At 50.8% G+C, this 20293-nt stretch carries 18 protein-coding genes; 8 read left to right on the top strand and 10 right to left on the bottom strand.

Annotation, left to right across the window (positions count from 1 at the left end; translation table 11 throughout):
- Nucleotides 1–101 precede the first annotated feature (101 nt).
- Both dnaB and QQZ12_RS11280 read left to right on the top strand, forming a co-directional pair.
- Entirely contained in the window at nucleotides 102–1451 is a 1350-nt protein-coding gene (gene dnaB, locus QQZ12_RS11275) for a replicative DNA helicase (protein WP_102993702.1), read from the top strand.
- 120 nt (nucleotides 1452–1571) lie between these two features.
- Nucleotides 1572–2858, top strand: a complete 1287-nt coding sequence (locus QQZ12_RS11280; protein WP_284724451.1) for an adenylosuccinate synthase — start codon at nucleotides 1572–1574, stop codon at nucleotides 2856–2858.
- A 178-nt stretch (nucleotides 2859–3036) separates the two neighbouring features.
- On the opposite strand, the gene rlmH is transcribed toward QQZ12_RS11280, so the two are convergent.
- The 3 genes from rlmH to QQZ12_RS11295 form a co-directional block, all read right to left on the bottom strand.
- Nucleotides 3037–3516, bottom strand: a complete 480-nt coding sequence (gene rlmH / locus QQZ12_RS11285) for a 23S rRNA (pseudouridine(1915)-N(3))-methyltransferase RlmH (protein WP_284724452.1) — start codon at nucleotides 3514–3516, stop codon at nucleotides 3037–3039.
- The gene (locus QQZ12_RS11290; RefSeq protein ID WP_284724453.1) at nucleotides 3513–3725 is read right to left on the bottom strand and encodes a CxxH/CxxC protein; all 213 of its coding nucleotides are present in this window, start codon (nucleotides 3723–3725) and stop codon (nucleotides 3513–3515) included. The genes rlmH and QQZ12_RS11290 overlap by 4 nt, the downstream gene beginning before the upstream one ends.
- 120 nt (nucleotides 3726–3845) lie before the next feature.
- Nucleotides 3846–5027 (bottom strand): S1C family serine protease, encoded by a 1182-nt coding sequence (locus QQZ12_RS11295; RefSeq protein WP_284724454.1) that lies wholly within the window; start codon nucleotides 5025–5027, stop codon nucleotides 3846–3848.
- Nucleotides 5028–5362: 335 nt separating this feature from the next.
- Here QQZ12_RS11295 and QQZ12_RS11300 point away from each other — a divergent pair, with 335 nt between their 5' ends.
- Nucleotides 5363–5584, top strand: a complete 222-nt coding sequence (locus tag QQZ12_RS11300) for a hypothetical protein (protein WP_022737311.1) — start codon at nucleotides 5363–5365, stop codon at nucleotides 5582–5584.
- Nucleotides 5585–5613: 29 nt separating this feature from the next.
- On the opposite strand, the gene QQZ12_RS11305 is transcribed toward QQZ12_RS11300, so the two are convergent.
- From QQZ12_RS11305 to yycF, 5 genes are read right to left on the bottom strand one after another with little or no spacing between them, the layout of a single operon-like run.
- Entirely contained in the window at nucleotides 5614–6411 is a 798-nt protein-coding gene (locus QQZ12_RS11305; protein WP_102993697.1) for an MBL fold metallo-hydrolase, read from the bottom strand.
- Nucleotides 6408–7184: a two-component system regulatory protein YycI gene (gene yycI / locus QQZ12_RS11310; protein WP_102993696.1), complete on the bottom strand. Its 777-nt coding sequence runs from the start codon at nucleotides 7182–7184 to the stop codon at nucleotides 6408–6410. The genes QQZ12_RS11305 and yycI overlap by 4 nt, the downstream gene beginning before the upstream one ends.
- A gap of 13 nt (nucleotides 7185–7197) precedes the next feature.
- Nucleotides 7198–8595 (bottom strand): YycH family regulatory protein, encoded by a 1398-nt coding sequence (locus QQZ12_RS11315; RefSeq protein ID WP_284724455.1) that lies wholly within the window; start codon nucleotides 8593–8595, stop codon nucleotides 7198–7200.
- A gap of 10 nt (nucleotides 8596–8605) precedes the next feature.
- The gene (locus QQZ12_RS11320; RefSeq protein ID WP_284724456.1) at nucleotides 8606–10408 is read right to left on the bottom strand and encodes an ATP-binding protein; all 1803 of its coding nucleotides are present in this window, start codon (nucleotides 10406–10408) and stop codon (nucleotides 8606–8608) included.
- Between the two features lie 17 nt (nucleotides 10409–10425).
- A complete protein-coding gene (gene yycF, locus QQZ12_RS11325; RefSeq protein WP_145958372.1) occupies nucleotides 10426–11142 on the bottom strand; it encodes a response regulator YycF in 717 nt (238 codons plus the stop codon).
- Between the two features lie 189 nt (nucleotides 11143–11331).
- On the opposite strand from yycF, the gene QQZ12_RS11330 reads away from it, so the two are divergent.
- Together QQZ12_RS11330 and QQZ12_RS11335 are read left to right on the top strand one after the other, a co-directional pair.
- Nucleotides 11332–12093, top strand: a complete 762-nt coding sequence (locus QQZ12_RS11330) for a YheC/YheD family protein (protein WP_102993693.1) — start codon at nucleotides 11332–11334, stop codon at nucleotides 12091–12093.
- Between the two features lie 212 nt (nucleotides 12094–12305).
- Nucleotides 12306–12896, top strand: a complete 591-nt coding sequence (locus QQZ12_RS11335; RefSeq protein ID WP_022737317.1) for a hypothetical protein — start codon at nucleotides 12306–12308, stop codon at nucleotides 12894–12896.
- Between the two features lie 329 nt (nucleotides 12897–13225).
- Here QQZ12_RS11335 and QQZ12_RS11340 read toward each other — a convergent pair whose 3' ends face one another.
- Nucleotides 13226–14611 (bottom strand): PTS transporter subunit EIIC, encoded by a 1386-nt coding sequence (locus QQZ12_RS11340; protein ID WP_284724457.1) that lies wholly within the window; start codon nucleotides 14609–14611, stop codon nucleotides 13226–13228.
- Between the two features lie 244 nt (nucleotides 14612–14855).
- On the opposite strand from QQZ12_RS11340, the gene QQZ12_RS11345 reads away from it, so the two are divergent.
- From QQZ12_RS11345 to QQZ12_RS11355, 3 genes are all read left to right on the top strand, one after another.
- Complete coding sequence (locus QQZ12_RS11345; RefSeq protein ID WP_123827498.1) at nucleotides 14856–16946, top strand: sensor histidine kinase; 2091 nt, start codon at nucleotides 14856–14858, stop codon at nucleotides 16944–16946.
- Nucleotides 16947–17143: 197 nt separating this feature from the next.
- Nucleotides 17144–17638, top strand: coding sequence for a YwhD family protein (locus tag QQZ12_RS11350; RefSeq protein WP_102993690.1), 495 nt, complete (start codon nucleotides 17144–17146; stop codon nucleotides 17636–17638).
- A 208-nt stretch (nucleotides 17639–17846) separates the two neighbouring features.
- A complete protein-coding gene (locus tag QQZ12_RS11355) occupies nucleotides 17847–18071 on the top strand; it encodes a hypothetical protein (RefSeq protein WP_054095810.1) in 225 nt (74 codons plus the stop codon).
- Between the two features lie 126 nt (nucleotides 18072–18197).
- On the opposite strand, the gene QQZ12_RS11360 is transcribed toward QQZ12_RS11355, so the two are convergent.
- Nucleotides 18198–20234 (bottom strand): transglycosylase domain-containing protein, encoded by a 2037-nt coding sequence (locus QQZ12_RS11360; protein WP_102993689.1) that lies wholly within the window; start codon nucleotides 20232–20234, stop codon nucleotides 18198–18200.
- Nucleotides 20235–20293 lie beyond the last annotated feature (59 nt).

The following is a 20293-nucleotide window of genomic DNA, read 5'->3' on the forward strand; positions in this document are numbered from 1 at the left end:
CTTAGGATGATGGCGGGTCTGCCTTCCCTTGCATCAAAGAAGTGATTTAAAGCCCTCCACTCGCATGGAGAGCTTTTTTATGGGGCAAAGGGGGAGAAACGATGAGTGACTTGTTTGCTGATCGTCTACCTCCGCACAATCACGAAGCTGAACAAGCTGTGTTGGGTGCCATTTTGCTGGAGCCGGGCGTATTGGTTTCTGTTAATGAGCGCTTAAAGCCAGATGATTTTTATCGCCAGTCCCATCAACGCCTGTTTCAAGTGATGAATGAATTGGGCGAACAGGGAGAGCCCGTTGATTTGGTCACCCTGACAGCGGAGTTGCAAGACCGCAAGCTGTTGGAAGAAGTGGGGGGAGTGACCTATCTCAACGAACTGGCCAGTGCCGTGCCTACCGCAGCCAATGTCGAGTATTACGCCAAGATCGTTGAGGAGAAAGCGGTGCTGCGCCGACTCATCAGGACGGCATCCCAGATCGCAATGTCTGGTTATGGCGGCAACGAAGAATTGGATCACTTGCTCAATGAAGCGGAACGGCGGATTTTGGAAGTATCTCAGCGCCGCATCCGCGGCAGTGGGTTTATCCCGATTCAAGATGCGTTGATGGAGTCTTATGAGCAGATTGAAGCGTTGCACTTTAACAAAGGCGGCATCAGCGGGATTCCTACCGGATTTGTCGATCTGGATCGGATGACTTCCGGCCTTAAGGGATCGGAGCTGATCATTCTGGCCGCCCGACCAGCGATGGGAAAAACGGCTTTTGCGTTGAACTTGGCACAAAACGCGGCAGTGCGGAGTGGACAGACCGTGGCTATCTTCAGTTTGGAGATGGGGGCTTCCCAGTTGGTGTCACGGATGTTGGCATCGGAAGGGAACATTGACGCCCAAGCATTTCGAACGGGGAATTTAAATGAGGAAGATTGGGAAAAGCTAACAATGGCGATGAGTACATTGAGCGAAGCGCCGATCTTTATTGACGATTCGCCGGGAGTGACTGTGTACGACATTCGCGCCAAACTGCGCCGCTTAAAAGTGGAACGTGGCTTGGGATTGGTCGTGATCGACTACTTGCAGTTGATTTCAGGTCGCGGCGGCGAGAGCAGGCAACAGGAAATTTCCGAAATCTCGCGGTCGTTGAAATTGATGGCGCGGGAATTCGATGTGCCGGTCATCGCATTGTCGCAGTTATCGCGGGCGGTGGAACAGCGGCAAGACAAACGGCCGATGTTATCGGACCTGCGGGAATCGGGCTCAATCGAACAAGATGCCGATGTGGTAGCCTTTTTATATCGGGATGATTATTACAATGAGGATTCCGAGAAGAAAAACATCGCTGAGCTCATCATTGGCAAACAGCGGAGCGGACCGGTTGGCAAAGTGGAATTGCTCTTCCTTAAGAACTACAACAAATTTTTAAGCTTGGATATAAAGCAACCAGCTATACACGAATAATCATTTATAATATTTCGATTAATGTTCGTATTTTATTGACAACGACGCGGTAATATTGGTAAAATGAAGCGGTGCTTGAATTTGATGTTCGGAAATTGTACCGCTGAGGGGGAACAAACGATGTCCACGGTGGTTGTTGTAGGTACCCAGTGGGGAGATGAAGGAAAAGGGAAGATCACGGATTTCTTGGCAGAGAAAGCGGAGGTTGTTGCGCGTTACCAAGGCGGGAACAACGCAGGCCACACCATTGTGTTTGGCGGAACTCGCTATAAGCTGCACATGATTCCGTCTGGGATCTTCTATCGTGACAAAGTGTGCGTGTTGGGTAATGGCATGGTAGTCAATCCGGAAGCATTGGTGAAGGAGTTGGACTACCTGCACGAACATGGGATTGTCACCGACAACTTGCGCATTTCTGATCGGGCCCATGTGATTATGCCTTATCATTTGCGTTTGGATTTAGCTGAAGAAGCGAGCAAGGGCTCCGGTAAAATCGGGACGACGGGTAAAGGGATCGGTCCGGCCTATATGGATAAGGCGGCCCGGGTGGGAATCCGCATCAACGATCTCTTGGATAAGGAATTGTTCCGGGCGAAGCTGACGCGCATCCTGGAGGAGAAAAACCGCATCTTGGAACGACTTTATGGGGAAGAAGGATTTAGCTTTGAAGAGATTTATGAGCCTTATTTGGCTTATGCGGATCGGATTCGCGACTATGTCGTCGACACATCGGTGGTGTTGAACGATGCCATTGACCAAGGAAAACGGGTCTTGTTTGAAGGGGCCCAAGGCGTGATGTTGGATATTGACCAAGGGACGTATCCTTTCGTTACGTCGTCCAACCCGGTCGCTGGTGGGGTATGCATCGGTTCTGGCGTCGGCCCGACCAAGATTCATCAAGTGGTGGGTGTAGCCAAAGCGTACACCACCCGTGTTGGTGACGGCCCATTCCCCACGGAGCTGTTTGATGAAATCGGCGATCAGATCAGAGAAGTGGGACGCGAGTACGGTACCACCACCGGCCGCCCACGCCGCGTGGGTTGGTTTGACAGTGTGGTAGTGCGCCATGCGCGCCGTGTGAGCGGCATCACTGGTCTGTCTCTCAACTCGCTGGACGTGCTGACCGGCATCGACACGGTCAAAATCTGCACCGCTTATGAATATGAAGGGCAAATCATCGAAAATTACCCTGCCAATCTCGATATCTTGGCTAAATGCAAGCCGGTCTACGAAGAATTGCCGGGTTGGAAAGAGGATATTACGGGAGTGCGCAACTTCCATGACTTGCCTTTGGAAGCCCAGCACTATGTAGAACGGGTGTCACAGTTGACAGGGATTCCGCTGGCGATCTTCTCTGTCGGTCCGGACCGTGACCAAACGATCCAAGTGCGCCCGGTATACGCTTAATAAAGCAGACGCTGGGTTCGGCGAAAAAAGAAACACACTGGCGATGAGACTTGTGGAGTCATCATCAGCCAGTGTGTTTTTTATTTTGCGTCGTCACGCGTGAAGCCAATGAGAAAACGGGGTTGGAGCTACTGGCTTATTCACCAGATGACGCCTTAGACCGCTTGTTGCCATTTGATCATTTATGGTATGTTTCGCCGCGGATGATTTTGAAGGCGCGGTAGATTTGCTCTAAGAGGAAGATGCGGATCAGCTGATGGGGAAAGGTCATGGCTGAAAAAGACAGTAACAGGTCAGCCCGTTTTAGCACCTCTGGTGCGATCCCGTATGAACCACCGATGACAAAAACGACATGGCTTTGTCCGTAGGTGCCCAATCGCTCCAGTTTGTTGGCGAACTCTGGAGAAGAGAGGGATTTACCCTCAATGGCCAAAGCGATGAGGAAGGCGTCGGGGGATAAGGCTTTTAAGATGCGCTCACCTTCTTTGCGCTTGATCAACGCCACTTCCGCTTCATGAACAGGGTCTTGTGCCTTTTCTTCATTTACTTCCACGATTTCCACTTTGGCATAGGGAGTAAGTCTTTTTAGATATTCATCGCATGCTTGTTTTAAATATTTTTCTTTTAACTTACCCACGGTGATGAGTTGGATTTTCATGCGTCTTCCTCCGCTGTCTCCTCTTGGTTAGCGATTTGCAAAACATAACGGGGAGTTTGTCCGCACCAAAAACAAGTTGCTTGATCGTTCGGCTCGTCGTCCATCAGTTCCATAAGGGGAGCATGTTCATACATATCCACAATTTCATCGAGTGCAATGTCGACGTGCTCGTCGCATGCATACCATTTTTTCTTTTCGGCAGAAGCCATTTGTTATTTCACTCCTTACCGCACAGTAGTTATTCATAGGTTATCCACAATATCCACAAATTTATCAAAAGACAGGGAAAAGGAAAAGCCCCGTTTGTGAAAAACGGGGCTTGAACGTTTTTATCTCAAGTTGCTTGGCGCTTCGCCCAAGGTAATCGTAGTGGTTTGTTTTTTGCCATCGCGGAAGTAGGTTACTTCCATTTTGTCATTGACGGCTTTTTTGGTGTACATGTATTGTCTGATATCCGAACCCGATTTGACGGTTTGACCATCGAGGGCGGTGATGACGTCTCCCGGTTCCATGCCAGCCTGATCTGCAGGGGAGCCAGGCTCTAACTCATACAGCGCTACCCCGGAAGTGATGTTGTTGGGGAGGTTGAGCTGTTGGCGAGCTTCTTGAGTGAGGTCGGCGACATCGACCATTTGTACTCCTAAGTACGGGCGCGACACTTTGCCGTATTTGATCAATTTTTCAACAATCGGGCGCGCGTCATTGATGGGGATGGCAAATCCAAGTCCTTCTACCCCTTGTTCGGCAATTTTGAGGGTGTTGATGCCAATCACTTGGCCTGAGATGTTGATCAGGGCGCCGCCGCTGTTGCCGGGATTGATGGCAGCATCGGTTTGGATGACATCGGTGGTAGTTTGCTCATCTACTTTAAACGCCCGCTTGGGGGAGCTAATGACACCGGTGGTGACCGACTGACCCAGTCCCAACGGGTTGCCGATGGCGATAGCAGGTTCCCCGGCGGTGAGTTGGTCGGAGTTGCCCAAGTCGGCGATGGCGGTCACATATTTATCGCTGATTTCCAATACCGCTAAGTCTGTCAATTGATCTCCGCCCAATAACCGCGCTTCGACTTCTTGGTTTTTGTCGTTGCCGTTAGGAATGATCACCTTAAAGCGGCTACCGCCTTGGATGACGTGATAATTGGTGATAATGCGCGCTTTGCCGTCAATCTTCTCAAAAATAATACCTGATCCGGAACTCTGTTGCAGTTCTTCGGTTTCAAAGAAATTAAATGAGCGTTTTAAGTTGATAACCCCAACCACGGCCGGAGCCGCTTTTTTGACAGCGCTGGTGATGTCTGAGTTCACCTTGACGCTGGTCACTTGCTTGTTGCCCACCGTGGTTTGCGGCAGGTTGCCATCCACGGACGGAAGAAGCCCCATGCGCGTTAAGGATGGGCTTAACAGCAATACAATCAATCCCCCGATGACCGCAGATACGATCGAAGTGAAAATGGGGCTAGCGGAGCGCTTTGGCTGTTTGTAATCCGGCTGTTCATCATAATAACCCATGGCATTCCCTCCTTGAATTAAGGCCATATGTATGGGAGTGGATTCGCTCTCATTATTTCAACAACTCAAATGTATTATACTAAATCCCTATGTGGGGTGGTTTGGTTTTCAAAGAAACGTAAGGTTGTTGACACAGTTGGATCGAAACGGGCGAATCCAGGCTTTTGTGTACATATTTATTTTATAGTGGGTGTGTGAAGTTGATGTGGAGAATCATTGTTTTGCTTGTGTCAAAATGGAGTAAGGAGAACGACACACATATACAAGTTTGAAGAATAGGAAAAATGAGGAGAATAATAGAAGATAACTAATACAAGTGATTAGGAGATGAGAGAATGAAACAGGGAAAGCGACCCTCTGTCAATACGTTAAAACGGTTTGCTGGAGTTGATTTGGGCGCGCAGGTGGCTGATCTGAAATTGGCATTTTACCAACAGGGTTTGCTCTTATCGGCCTTAATCGATCTTCTCGTCGATAAAGGGTTGATCGAACCGGATGAGTTGGCGGAGTTGGCGACGCGGCTGGACAGGGAAATCACGGTGCCAACCGAAGAATAAAGGGAGTCCCATACATGATGGGACTCCCTTTATTTGTCCTTTACCGCTCTTAGCGGGGTGGGGCGGTCGTCATACGTAGGCCACAGGTGGACATCACGCCCTACCTGCATGCCAGTCTCTTCTAGAATGTTTTTGACGGTCAGATGGGCCAACTCACTTAGGTTGTTGTCCCGGCTCAAATGAGCCAGGTAGATGTTTTCGCCCATCCCCTTGAGAATCTCGGTCAGCGCCACCCCGGCATCCTCATTGGAAAGATGGCCGGTGTCGCCTAAAATGCGGCGTTTCACATTCCACGGATACGTTCCCATGCGCAACATTTCGACGTCATGGTTGCTCTCCCAGACGATGGTATGGGAACCGCTCACCCGGTCGATGATCCGTTGGTTTACATAGCCTAAGTCAGTAACGATGGAGAGGAGATCCTCACCATGTTGGATGTGGAATGCGACCGGTTCTGCAGCGTCATGCGAGATCGCGAACGATTCGACGCGCAGATCGGACAATTCTAGCGCCGCACCCGTTTCCAAGACATTTTGCAAGGATTCGGGGATATCCCCCACACTGCTTGGCAGGTGACGCCAAGTAGATTCATTCATATAGATGGGGATCTGATAGCGACGGGCTAAGACCCCGAGTCCTCGCACATGGTCGATATGCTCATGCGTCACAAAAATGGCGGACAGGGTGGATGGGTCCACATTGATCTGCTCTAAGCGCTGTTCAATCTGTTTGCCGCTTAATCCTGCGTCTACCAACACCCTGACGCTGTCGGATTCAATATAAGTGGAATTGCCAGTGCTTCCGCTGGCCAACACACTAAACTTCATGGCGTCTTTCCTTTGCTTTCAATAGATTGCTTGGGCACGATTTCCATTTTTTCTTTGGCTTCGCGTTTGGTGGCGTTTAAGTAAATCCAATTGTTGCCGACTTCAAACCGCCAATAAGGGACGAGAATGTATTCCTCTTTGGAACCACCATAGGCGGCACGGTAGCCGAGCTTGGGATTGGTGATGGAAGCCGGGCCCTTTGTGTTCAGATTGGTGATCACCTGGTAGAGCGCGCTTGGATAAGTCATGAGCTCCTCTGCTGTCGGCGATTGAGACAAGTCATAGTGCACCACATGGATGGCTTTGATCGAGGAAGCCGCCAACTCCACTTCCAACACTGCATCCAAAATGGGTCTTCCTTTGACATGCTGCATATAGATACGTTTGTCTCGGCTGGATTCCATCAGCTCATAATCGCCGAAACGAGGCACTTCCCTGCTCAACAGCCGGTTCAGCTCCCGCTCGTTGCGGAAGGCGGGGGGAGTGGCGTAGGTTTTGCTGTAACCATTCAGCTCATTTTTCTTCCATCCGGCCAGCCGGATCGGGGTGACGGTGGCTTTATACGCCGCCAGTGTCGTTGGTGTGTTGTCCGGCTCTTCCGGAAACTGGATGCGACTCTTTTTGGCGATCTGTTTTAATTGTGCAAGCGAGATCTCTTCCGTTTCCACATAATCGGACTGCTGTTTTACTAGTTGGTTTAATTGCAGTCCCAAAAAGAGATTTAAGACGATGAAGGCGATGATCAAAATCGTTTTGGCGCGACTCCAATCCATGGAGATTTCCTCCCTATGACGTTGGCGAACCGATGAAGAACTGTTCTCCAGCCGTGGTGAGTACCACCCATACAGGGGTGAACTGGACTGTTTTATCTTTCAGGTTATGGTTTGTCTCATAACCGGGATAGATGTGTTTGATGGCGGTCAAGGCGAGTTTGCGTTCGCTCAATTGCCGAAGCACTTCGTCCCGCCCGGGGAGCATCGCCTCGCGGTCGCGGGTACCCTCGAGCATGTACACCGTTGACCGAGCGTACTGCTTGATACCGTCTTCTCCACCGCTGGCCCCCGCTTGGAATTGCAACACATCGGGATAGATCATCTGCCCGTCTTGCCGGTTCCAGTATACGGGCAGGCCTGCAATGATGCGGCGGAAAGTGAGCTGGTTGGTGTCCCGTTCATCTTTGACCCGTTCCACACGATCAAGCAAATAATCGCCTGTCCAACCGCGGTGCCGCTTTACAAAGTTGTTGACGTCGTACAACTGGTTCTCAACCAGTGGATGTGTCGATTCAGAAGTGGGAACATCTTCAGTGTATTGCAATGAACCCCTCTTATTATAAACGAGCCGTTGGGACCGGGCCATGTAAAGATTTTCATCGTGGATGACGATCGGTTCCACGTCGGTTGATGTCAGCAGATACTCTTTGATGTCATCAATCTTGATCTGTTCCGTTTTATAACGCCACACCGGAAGCTTGGCTGATGCGGTCGGCAGATAAAAGATGCGTGACCATGGTTGTTTTTCATTCGCTTTATCCCAAGGCGCTTTGCCATTGGCCACCACCGGTGTCAGCTCCACTTGCGCATGCTGAATGGCTTGTTCCATCGTTTGTTGCAAGTGGGTCGGATCCAGTTGCAATTGCGCTTGCAAGATCGTTTTGGCATCATCGGAGATCAGCCAGAGTTGGGGCTGACCGCCGCTTAGATGGAGCAGGATGCGGCTGACGTCGGTGGGCTGATGCAGGGAGAATTTCTCCAAGACCGACGTTTTGAAGAACGCATCCACCGTCTCTGAATTCATGTCGCGGGGGAATTGCAACTGGAGTGAAGGCCCGTCAAGCAGGCGCTTCTTCCATTCTTCGGGTGTGATTTGGTTCACGGCCTCGAATTTGGTGATTTCCGCGTTTTTGATGCCGTCGACCAACGTGCGGTATTCCTCACTGTCGGAATGTAACCATGTCGCCCGGCCGCCCAGGTTGACAATCAGTTGATAAGGGGCGACAAACTGGGTGGATTTTTTTTCGTTGTATGTTTTGTCATCGGTCAAGACAGGCGGTGGCATGTTGTTAATCGGCTTCTGCTGGTATCCGGGCGAGTAAAACCACAGAAATCCCGTGAGACAGAAGCTGAGGGTGATTAGCAAGATCAGTACGACGGTTTTGATGTGTTCAACCCATTTTTCTTCCACTTGGCCTTATTCACCTCCGACTGACGGGGGGCAGTGTGAAGGTTACGACAGTGCCTTTTTGATAGATACTGTCAATCGCGATGATCCCTTCATGCGCATGCACGATTTCTTGGGCGATTGCCAACCCCAGTCCGGTGCCCCCCAGGCTGCGCGAACGGGCTTTGTCCACACGATAAAACCGCTCAAAAATCCGGCCCAAGTCTTGCTTGGGAATGCCGATGCCGGTATCGGCAATGCCCACCTCCACCATGCCGTCCGAGTTGCGCTTGGCAACAATCGCCACTGAACCGCCTTCCGGGGTGTATTTGATGGCGTTGGACACGAGGTTGTCCAATACTTGCATCAGCTTATCCGGATCAGCGTAAACACGGGGCAGGGAGCCGTGAGTGAAAAGCGTGAAGCTGATCTGTTTCTGTTGGCATTGGAAGCGGAAGCGATCCATGGTTTCTTCCAATATCTCGGTCAACACCAGCGGTTTTTTGTAGAACTTCGATTTGCGGGCGTCAAGGCGCGAGAGATGCAACAGGTCTTGAATCAGGCGCGTCATGCGGTCAGCTTCTTGGCGGGCCACTTTGAGGAAGCGGACAGCCAGCTCCGGATCTTCGACCGCTCCGTCTTCCAGTGCCTCGATATAACTTTTGATGGTGGTCAAAGGCGTCCGCAGTTCATGAGACACATTGGCGACGAAATCTTTCCGTTGCCGATCCAGTTTCTCTTGTTCGGTGACGTCTTCGAGCACAGCCACCATCCCGATCAAGTCATTTCCCTTCAGCTTGATCGGCGTAAAGTTGATCTTCAGCACCGTCTGGGTTTCCGCATCGGCATGGTGGTGTTCGACGAAAGTTTGACGGGCTTCCTTCAACGGCAGTTTCAACGGCTCTGACAAGGACAATACTTCCGTGATCGAGCTACCGAGCGCGATTTGGCGATCCAACAGTTTTTCTGCAGGGATGTTTTTCACGATGATTTTCCCTTGCAAATCGGTTGCGATCACACCGTCGCTCATATTGGCTAGAACGGATTCCAGCTTCTCTGTTTCCTCTTCCTTTTCCTTGATCGCTGTTCGCAGATGAGCGGCCAGATCGTTGAAGGAGATGGCCAATTGGCCGATCTCGTCTTCGCTCTTCACGGCTACTTGGCGGTCAAAGTCGCCTGATGCCATCGCTTTCGTTTGCTCTCGGATCTCTTTGATCGGTAGGGTGATGGTGCGGGCCAAGATGATGACTAAGAATCCGGTCACCGCCAGTGCCACCGCCGCAATCTTGATCAAGATCTTGCTGATGCGATAGATGCGGTCATAGGTCGGTTTCAATGGGGCTTCCAGATAGAGTGAGCCCAACTCCCGCTGTTGCCGGTCCAGCAGTTTGGTCACGTACACTTGGTAGTCGTTTCCTTCCGCGTCCTTCACTTTGGCGAACGGTTGCTTCTTATCCATCAGATCAGTGAGGCGGTTGGGCAATTTAAATATCTTTTCATTCGACTCGTTTGACGCGATCACCCAGTTGTTTTGGTCGATCACGCGCACGATGGTGAAATGCTGGCTAGTGTTGGGCGCTGCTTGCAACAGGCGGGCCCGCAACCGCTTGGCACGGTCGCGGTCATTTTCAGCTTTCGCTTCCAGCTCGGGCGAGACGATCAGGGACAGCACATATCCTTGTTCTTTCAATTGGGCGCGCAGGTCATTGATAAAAACCGATTCTAGTTGGCGGATGAAGTAGACGCCAACCAATTGCATGGCCATGATGATCAAAAGAATGTATATCACAACCAGCTTCCACTGCACGCTGTTCATCAATTGTTTCCATTTCTTCATTGCGTTTACCCACCCATTCACCGATCTGCGCGGGGATCGCGAATCGTGTAACCGATGCCACGCCGCGTGATGATATACTTAGGCGCGCTCGGATCGTCTTCGATCTTTTCACGCAGACGGCGGATGGTCACATCGACAGTGCGCACGTCACCGAAGTAATCATACCCCCAGACGGATTGCAGGAGATGTTCTCTGGTCAGTACTTGATTGACATGCTTGGACAAGTAGAGCAACAACTCAAACTCGCGGTGGGTCAGATCGATGACTCGATCCTGCTTGCTGACGATGAAACTGTGTGGGTCGATCGTCAAATCACCGATGACCAGATTGCTTTTGTTAGGCTCCTCCCGCGTCGCTTCTTGGCGTTGTGACTGGGTGCGGCGCAAATTGGCTTTGATCCGCGCTAGGAGTTCGCGGTTGCTAAACGGTTTGGTCACATAGTCGTCAGCGCCCATCTCCAATCCCAACACCTTGTCCAATTCCGAGTCTTTGGCGGTCAGCATGATGATCGGAAATTGGAAGTGTTGCCGCACTCTTCGACAAACTTCGATACCGTCGGCGCCGGGCAACATTAAGTCCAGTAACATCAAGTCCGGCGGCGCGTTGAGCACTTTTTGAATCGCTTCGTCACCATCATGGATGCAATCCACCTGGTAACCTTCTTTCTCCAAATTGAACTTAATAATATCGGCAATTGGCCGTTCATCTTCCACTACGTAGATTTTGGCGCTCACGTACAGATCCCTCCTGGACATAAAAAGCGTAAAATCATTGTCCCACAAGAACATCGGGAAAACAATCGCCCGCCTATGAGACTATTTTACCATCCGCGGTTGAGGGGATTAGGCAAAATTGGGTGAAAGAAGGATGACTCGATGTGGTGGAGGTGAATAAAGTATGGAGAGCGAAAGGATGGATGATAGATGAGAAGAATGCCAAGAATGCAGTCGGTCCCCAGCAAAATGAAGAAAACGGCGGTGCTTTGGGAAAATATTCGAATCAGGCCCTACATCCCGGAAAGCCGAAGGTACAACAGGAAAGTAGTGTTTAACATGTTGCGGCGCCATCGGTTCGTCTTTCTCAAACCCGACATTGGCGGCGGTGGGAGAGGGGCGGTCAAGCTAACCCCTGCCAGAAGAGGAGTTATGTGCCAAACGCTAAACGGCAGAAGGGTGTTGCCAGTACAGAGGGCGTTCAGATGGATTGAGCAGGAGATGATATCTAGAAGAAATTACATGGCGCAACAAGGGATTCGAATGGCGCAAGTGGACGGGAGAAATGTCGATTTTCGCGTTCATCTGCAAAAACCGCGAAATCGCTGGTTAATCACCGGTTTTTGCGCCAAATTGGCTCCTCCGGGGAGCTTGGTCACCAATCGTTGTCGAGGAGGAACGCCGCTGGAAGCGAGCAAGGCGGTCAAACGGATTTCGCATACAGTTGGTAAAAAAGAAAAAACATTAAAAAAAGAAATATATGCAGTTTCTAAAGAGATAGCCAAAACATTAAATAGACGCTTTACAGGTTTAAAGGAACTTGGCGTCGATTTGACCGTGGATCGGAACGGGAAGATTTGGATATTTGAAGTGAATACTTCCCCTGTAATCAAACTGTTTAAAAGTTTGAAAGACAAGACCGCTTATCAGCAAATCAATCAAATTCGTTATCAAATGTTTGCTAAAAGATAGCAATACCTTTACCTAATTAAATAAAAATTTAAAACTTGGCTTTTTACCTTCGTATAGATTGTACATGCGTTAAGCATGTTTTTTTCGTTTCCGAGCATATATAACAGGATTCGACAAAGTATTCCCGTTGACGGTTTCGTAGTTCACCTGTTACCATTAATATTAATTCTAGGTATTTAAAATTTTTTGATCAATCCCGGAGGTGTATTTATATGTCGTCCATTACCGTTGGCGTATATCTAGGAAAAAAGGATCGTCTGGTTCGTTATTGGTATGAAATCCTGCCGAAAGGCCAATTCCCGATGCTGGTGAAGTACTGCATCCAGTCCTACCTGCGCAACAACTATTTCCCCTTGCAATCGATCTGCGACTCTCGTCTGTTGAAGGAGCAAATCCAGAAGCGGAGCGAGTATGTGCCGACCCAGCGCAATGTTACGTTCACTCCGGAAGACGGCCCGGTCTATCAATGGATCAAGAGCTTGGAAAGCGGTTACCGTAGCGAGGAGATCAAAAACATCCTGAAGGAGACGGTGGTGCACACCCTGTTGAATGAGCAAATGCATTATCCACCGCGGGCTGCAGTTGGACAATCCTCCTATGGGATGGAAGCGCACGAAGCGCAAGGCGTCTACCATCCTTATGCTGAAGAGGCGCAAAAGTTCGCCTTGCTGAAGCGGGATCACATCGCGATGGAAGAGCCTTACGGCTGGGACAAGGTGAACAAGCATGTGGTGGAGAATGAAGTGGAAGGCAAAGACAAAGCGGCAAAGGGGTTTAACCATTTGGTCAATTATCTCGGATAATGGGGGCCTTTGGTCTTATCCGTTACGTCACGAGACGGTGCGAAAGAATAAATAAGGCCAAGGGCGACCAGCAATCCCCGCGGCGAATCAAGAACATCATGAGAATGAGGAGAAACGTGCGGTGGTTAAACTTAATTATTCAATTAGAATAAGTAGGGAGTCCGTGTCTTGATCCAAAGCGGGCTCCTTTTCATGTTCATTTGGGCGGCGGGCCGCTTGGGTGGCCAAATGAACATGAAAAAAACGCCTATGAAGGCGCGAGTGGGTTGCGTCGAGGCGCAGGCGGACGGAGAGCTGTGGCCCGCCGTCCGCTGGCGCGCGTTGCCAACTTATTGCAGAGGCACCCCTTTGTTCGATGTCGGGCTGTTGGACGAGAAGGGTTTGGACATGTCCTCTTTGAAGCCAAAGAAATAGGTGAAGAAGAAGCCGGCCGCGTAAGAGATCACAATGCCGATCAGATATAGCACGATTTGATCCGGCTTGATCAGCAATGTGAGCGGCAACCCCGACACGCTGATACCAACGGAGGCCACTTTGAACACCGCTTGGAAGGCGCCTCCGACCGCAGCTCCCAAACATGCGGTGATGAAAGGGCGGCCCAAGGGCAAGGTGACGCCGTAGATCAGTGGCTCCCCGATGCCCAGAATGCCCACAGGCAAGGCACCTTTGATCACATTACGCAACGTGGTGTTGTGTGTTTTGAGATAGACAGCGAATACCGCTCCTACTTGCCCGGCGCCGGCCATGGCGAGAATCGGTTGCAATGGGTCGATACCGGTCGCGTTTAACAGCTCCATATGAATGGGAATAAGTCCTTGATGCAAGCCCAGCATCACCAAGGGCAGAAAGAAACCAGAGAGGATCGCGCCGGCGAACAAACCGCCTTGATTCAACAGCGTCTGGATGCCGCCAGTAAGCGCTTCAGACAGGAAGCCGCTGATTGGTTGCAAGGCGATATACGTGGAGAAGCCGGTGATCAGAACTGCCACGGTTGGAGTGACGATGATGTCAATGCTTTTGGGCACGAACGGACGGATGCTTTTTTCAAGCCAGACGATAAACCAGGCTGCCAGCAGGACGCCAATCAACCCTCCGCGCCCAGGGACCAGCGCTTCCCCGAACAGCTGGATGTTTTCGATATCGGGGAGAATGAAGAGGCCCCCCGCAATTCCGCCTAACGCCGGTGTACCGCCAAACTCCTTGGCAGTGTTGATGCCGACAAAGACGGACAGGTATGCGAAAATGACCTTGCTCATGGCCTGTAACAACGGAATGACTGTGCTACCTTCTTTGAGGCTGGGGAAGGAATGAATGAGCACATTGGTCAATCCCATGATGATTCCGCCTGCGATAATGGCTGGAATCAATGGGATGAAGATGTTGGCGATTTTGCGCACCAGCTGCTTGGCGGAGTTGTGCCGCCGCGCTACCAGGTGTTCTTCCGCCACCGGCGTGGACGTCTTGCCGCTCAATTTGCTCAAGTGCGTGGCCACGCGCGTAACCAGCCCAGGTCCCAACACGATTTGGTATTCTCCGGCTTGCTCCACCACGCCGAGCACGCCCGGTATCGACTGCAATTGATCCGATTGGAGCGCGGACTCATCGCGCAAGGTCAGGCGCAGACGAGTCATGCAATGCGCAATACTCTGAATATTCTCCGCACCGCCGACTGCTGAAAGAATGGACTCGGCCAGGGAGATTTCCGCTTGGTTCATGGCGTCCCTCCTGGGTATGGCTTGCAAACAATTAGAAGATATATTTATCTGACAATAAGCCTATCATAACCTCACAAAATCGTCAAAGGTGTGATCGAAATATTAAATCTTATGTCGAAAGAGGGAAGATTGGGAGGATTTTTCATTTTACGGTGGAAGAGAATAACTAATAAAGTGGCATGTCTTGTAAAAATGCGTTGAATTATGGCATAAAAGTTGTGATATCAAGGGGTGGGTATTGGACGTGTTAGATATACAGGCGATCGAGAGCAAAGGTTGGTTATATCACTTTGTCGAGCGAATCTTCTCCCTACATCCGTCCCTCCATTGGATTAGTGTGGGATTAATCACAACGTTACTCAGTTTTCTGCTGATACTGAACCGGAAGTGGGTCAGTCATTTTCCACGTTATGGCTATATGGCATCCGTTGTCGCCACGATTGCATTGCTTGACTTGTTTACGCAGACAATCCCTATTTTAACGGTATATTTAATTGTATTAGGATATGTATTATTTCGAGCATCTGATGAGAGAAACTATCTTATAACAATAAGTTTTTTCATTACTTACATATTGATATCTGCTTATACCGAATGGAGTTATTTGCGGGCGATCGAGCTGGTCAGCCACGGCTTGCTTTTTGTTTGGGTTGCGTGGATTAGCGACCAAGTGCGGGATCGGTTCTTTGAATTGAAGAAACAGAAAGAGAAAACGCGTCGCTTGATTGACCAGAAAAACGAGTCCAACCGACGGTTGAGGGAATTTCAGAAAGAGCTGGAAGAAACCTATCTGCGCGATTCGCTGACGGGCTTGTACAATTTTCACGGGTTTCAGGAGCAAGTGACCCGTGGCTTGTCCCGATGCGCCCATTCACTGTCATATCATGTGGTTTGCTTTGATTTGACCGATTTTCGGCAAATCAATATGAAGGATGGGAACGACACAGGCGACCGGCTGTTGGTGCAGATCGCTAACTTGTTAAAGCGGCATTTGCCTCCTTCCGCGCGGATCGCCCGCTACGACGGGGACCAGTTTGCCATCGGGTTGATGGGGGACGGCGCGGTGTTGCGGCGTTTGATCGAAACGGTGGAGTTTGTCCTGGCCGAGTTGAAGGCCAACCATCCGCTGCTCAATTACTGCATGGCGTCGGCCTCCTATCCCACGGAAGCGAAGACGGGAGCTGAATTGATCCGACAAGCGGAGGATCGCCTGATGCTCGCCCAGCGGCAACGGCGTGACAAGGAGGAGGAGCACCGTCTCAGACTGGAGAAGCTATCGGCGCTCGGGCAGTTGGCGGCCGGACTGGCCCATGAAATCCGCAATCCGCTTACATCCATTCGAGGGTTTGTCCAGATTTCCGCTGTTGAGTCGGAAGCGGTGAAAAAATGGGAATCAATCATTTTGCCCGAGATCGATCGCATCAACGACTTGTTGAAACAATTTCTTAATTTGAGTGAAGCCAAGCCGGTGAAAGTAACCCGGTTTAATCTGAACCGCCTGATGAATGATGTGCTCAGCCTGTTGCAACCCAAGTCCCTCTTAATGGGACATGAGTTGATTGGCCATCAGCCGGATCAACCGGTGGAGATGGAGGCAGATGCCGAGCAGTTGAAACAGGTGCTGATCAATTTAGTGCAAAACGGGTTGGAGGCTTTGTCGGAAAAAGGGACGGTGCAGGTCTCATGGCAAAAGAGCGAGGAACAAGTGCATATCCAGGTAATGGACAACGGAAATGGCATTCCTCCGGAATTGTGTTCCCGCATTTTTGAGCCGTTTTTCACCACCAAGGACGAAGGGACGGGAATGGGATTGGCCATCTGTTCCCGCATCATTGAAGATCATGGGGGAATCATGTGCGTTACCAGCACCCCGGGCTTGGGAACTTCGTTTAATATTCAATTGCCGCTGAAGCAGACGACCTTGGGCGAAGTGGTGATATCTGAAGAATACCCGCCTGAAGCAGAGCCGGAGAAAGCGGAAGTCGGAGCGTTGGCCGGTGTCCAAGATGGAGCGGATATGGTGGCCTCACTTGAGAAGCCACAGTCAGCGCTCGAGCCAATGGAAGATTCTGCGGAGGCAGAACAAAAAGAGGGAACGGAAGAACAGGAAACAGCGGAAGCAGATCAACAGGAAAGGGACAATAAGGGGACGAAGCGCACGGCAGAGGAGGCTGTTCGGAAACGGAAGCCGGGCAAGATGCAAGCTCCCAAGGTGGAGCCGATCAAGGACAAGCAAAAGCGGGAAAAAAACATGCGCGGGGAGGCAACTGGCGCTCAGGAAGCTTCAGGCGCGTCCGCTCCCTGCAATGAGGTGGTGGGCTTGGCTGGCGGATAAAAGGAGGCGTTTCCCTCACTTCCAAACATCACCTTCCCGGTTCGCCCTTCTGCAAAAACGGGATTTTCGGCGATGAATCTTGTAAAATAAGTGAAGGGGGAAAACCGATCCGGCGGATGGACGGGTCAAACCCGAACGGCAAAGGGAGGTGAAGCGTTACGAAAGGGGAAACGCGCTTTCGTAACTGCTAAAAGCATATGGGCAACAAAAAAGATGTGCAATTCAACATTCTAAGCAACAAATCAACCACCCACGGGGCTTACCACACAGGCACCATCAGCTTGAGCAATCTCTCTTCCATATTGATCGAAGGGGATCAAGCTAAGATCGATCTCGGTTTGATTCATGCCAAAAGCGCGGTAGAGCGTGGTGTGAAGTTTACCAGCAATGAAGATGAAGTGCCTGAGGGTACCTTGTATTGGGTCGTGTGGGTAGCGGTGGATCGTGACGAAAACGGTCCGTATTATGCCGGTGCCGCGGCCTGTCCGATGCGGATTGACCGGGAGAAACGCATCGGTTGGAAAAATCTCGCCTTTCATGTGAACCGCATGGATGACGCGCTGAAACGGCGAGTCAAGCTGTCGGAAATGGGCGAAACGGAGAAGGCCGCGTTGAAAGCATTCCTTATTAAACACAATGAGGAAATGTGGAAAAACAGCAAGGCGGAGTTAAAAGCGCAGCTTCCGTCATAAAAATGAACGAAATGTGAACAAACTTCATTCGCTATTGCCGCCTCATATGGGGCAGGAGTACACTAAGTAGTGGTTTCGGAATCTTTTGCTAGGACACAAAAAATGGCGGACAGTTGTCCGCCATTTTTTGTTTTTGTGATGGCATTCGCGATGACATGGTAAATTTTTGCCTCTTTTGCGCAAGCTAAAGGATAGGGAGGCGGTAGTGATGGCAAATAACCATGAACATTTTGCGAGGCATGGCGGCACGCATTTCCGCGCCAATGTTTCCGAGCAAGAGATCAACGAATTTGTGCGGTCCCTTCCTGAAGGGAAAAAAGAAAGCATGTATGAAGTGATGAAAGAGTTGGCCGCGGCAGGCAAAATCACTTTGCTGAATGATGGTGAATTTGCAGACGGCGAGGGACGCGTCGGCGGCAGTAACGAATGTTAAAGCAAACAACCCCATGTCTTTCAAGGACATGGGGTTGTTTTTGCTCATTGACAACATGCGGCCCACACGCCATGCTAGCGTTGGGTGTGGGCCAACGTGTAACTGTCCATCTTCCTCAGACACGACCTAAAGTCGGTTCCACCAGTCAGACAACCGTTCCCACAGAGACGGCTCCCGCTCCGGTAAACGGTGATGTGGTGCGATGATTTTTGGTTCGGTACCGCTGACGAAATACTCGAACCGGACCCGTTCACACAGCGGTGTTGCCAGTGTGCCGGTCTCTTCATCAATATAAACGCCTTTGACTCCTTCTGGGACGGGGAAGCGGCGGCTTGGAAACGGCTTTGTCGCTTCCTTCATATAATCGGCCCAGATGTACTGCGAATAACGGGCTTGGTGGTGGGGAAGCCGTTTCCCTTGGTCATAACCGACCCAAGTGACTGTAACCAAATCAGGTGTGTATCCAGTCAGCCAACCGTCCCAGTCCGTCGTTCCTGTTTTGCCCGCGGCAGGGTGGGTGAATTGTTGGCGAACCCGATAGCCTGTCCCGCCCGGTTCAAACACGCTAGACAAAAGCTGAGTCAAGACAAAGGTGTGGGCGTCAGAGGCGACCCGCTCCGCTTGTTGTTGCACTTGGATGATGGTGCGGTTGAAAGGGTCGACCACCTTGGTGATGCCGATCAGGGGGCGGTGGATGCCGCCGCTGGCGATCGTCGCGTACGATTCGGCCATTTCGTAGGGCGAGACGGTGTAACTACCCAAAGCCAATGAGGGGGTTGGTTTGAGCTGGCTTTTGATGCCGAGTTTCCGGGCTAAGGCGATTTCCCGTTCCATCCCGGTCGACAGGAGTGTGCTGACAGCGTAGATGTTGTCAGAGCGGGCGATCGCTTCCCTCATGGTGATCGGACGGTAAGCGTACTGACCCCGATAATTGGATGGCTTGTAAGTGCCACCCTGGTAAACGAATGTCGTAGGCTTGCTCTCAATGCGTGTGATCGGTGTAAAACCTTGTTGCAACGCGCTGAGGTACAGGAACGGTTTGAATGACGAACCAGGTTGCCGCTTGGCGAACACGCGGTTGTATTGGGATGTCAGATAGTCTTTGCCTCCAACCATCGCTTTAATGGCCCCTGTCTGGGGATCGACGGAGATCAAAGCACCCTGCAATCCAGGAGCGGGTTCGGTGTGTTTTCTCAGGGCTTGTTCGGCTGCCTGTTGCATGCGGGTGTTGAGCGTGGTGTGGATTTTTAAACCGCCCCGCCGCACCACAGCTTCATCCAATCCATACTGGTTCACCAACGTTGAAATGACATAATCCTGAAAGTAATTTGCTTTTAGTTGTTTGGGTTTCGTTTGGGGGGCGATGGCAAGCGCGTGTTGTTTGGCTTGTTCGGCTTCCGCTAGGGAAATCTCACCGTTTTTCACCATCAGGTCCAAGATGTGACGTTGTCTGCGCTTGGCCCGCTCCAGATGGTTCCATGGGGAATAGTAAGAGGGGCCACGGGGGATGCCCGCCAAAAACGCTGATTCTGCCAATGTGAGTTGCTCCGCTTTTTTGTTGAAATAAAGTTTGGCGGCTCTTCCCACGCCATAGGCGCCGTGTCCGTAATAAATCTGGTTTAAATAAAGCTCCAATATCTGGTCTTTGCTGTAGTGGAGTTCAAGCTGGACGGTTAACAGCGCTTCTTTGATCTTGCGGGCCCACGTGCGGTCATGGGTCAAGTAGAGATTGCGCGCCAATTGTTGCGTGATGGTGCTGGCCCCCTGCTCGATACGCCCTTCTTTGATGTTGACAGCAACCGCCCGGAGAATGCTTTTCACCGAAAAACCGTGATGGCGGTAAAAATCTTTATCTTCGGCGGCCAAAGTGGCGGAGATGAGCGAAGGGGGCAAGTCCCGCAAACGAACCGGGATGCGCGCTTCCCCTTCGTCTAGACGTCCAAACACTTGCCCTGTATCGTCATAAAGCATGGACGTTGAGAAAAAGTTAGGGATGGGCAATGGACGCGACTTTAGATACAAAAGCAACAAACCGGATAAAAGAGCACCAATCACGAGTGTGATGATAAGGCCCTTTAATATCTTGTAGCCCAAAGACAAGCCCTTCAGGATGAAAAGTAGTTTTGTTGATTCGCTTGGAGTGGCGTGTGGATGTTCCCTCATGTTTGCGGCTCCTTTTTCCGGTGTTTTCTTCCGTCTCTACTTAAACAGAAGCAGGAATA

It is taken from the genome of Laceyella tengchongensis (genome assembly GCF_900182735.1).
In the GTDB taxonomy this organism is placed as follows: Bacteria; Bacillota; Bacilli; order Thermoactinomycetales; family Thermoactinomycetaceae; genus Laceyella; species Laceyella tengchongensis.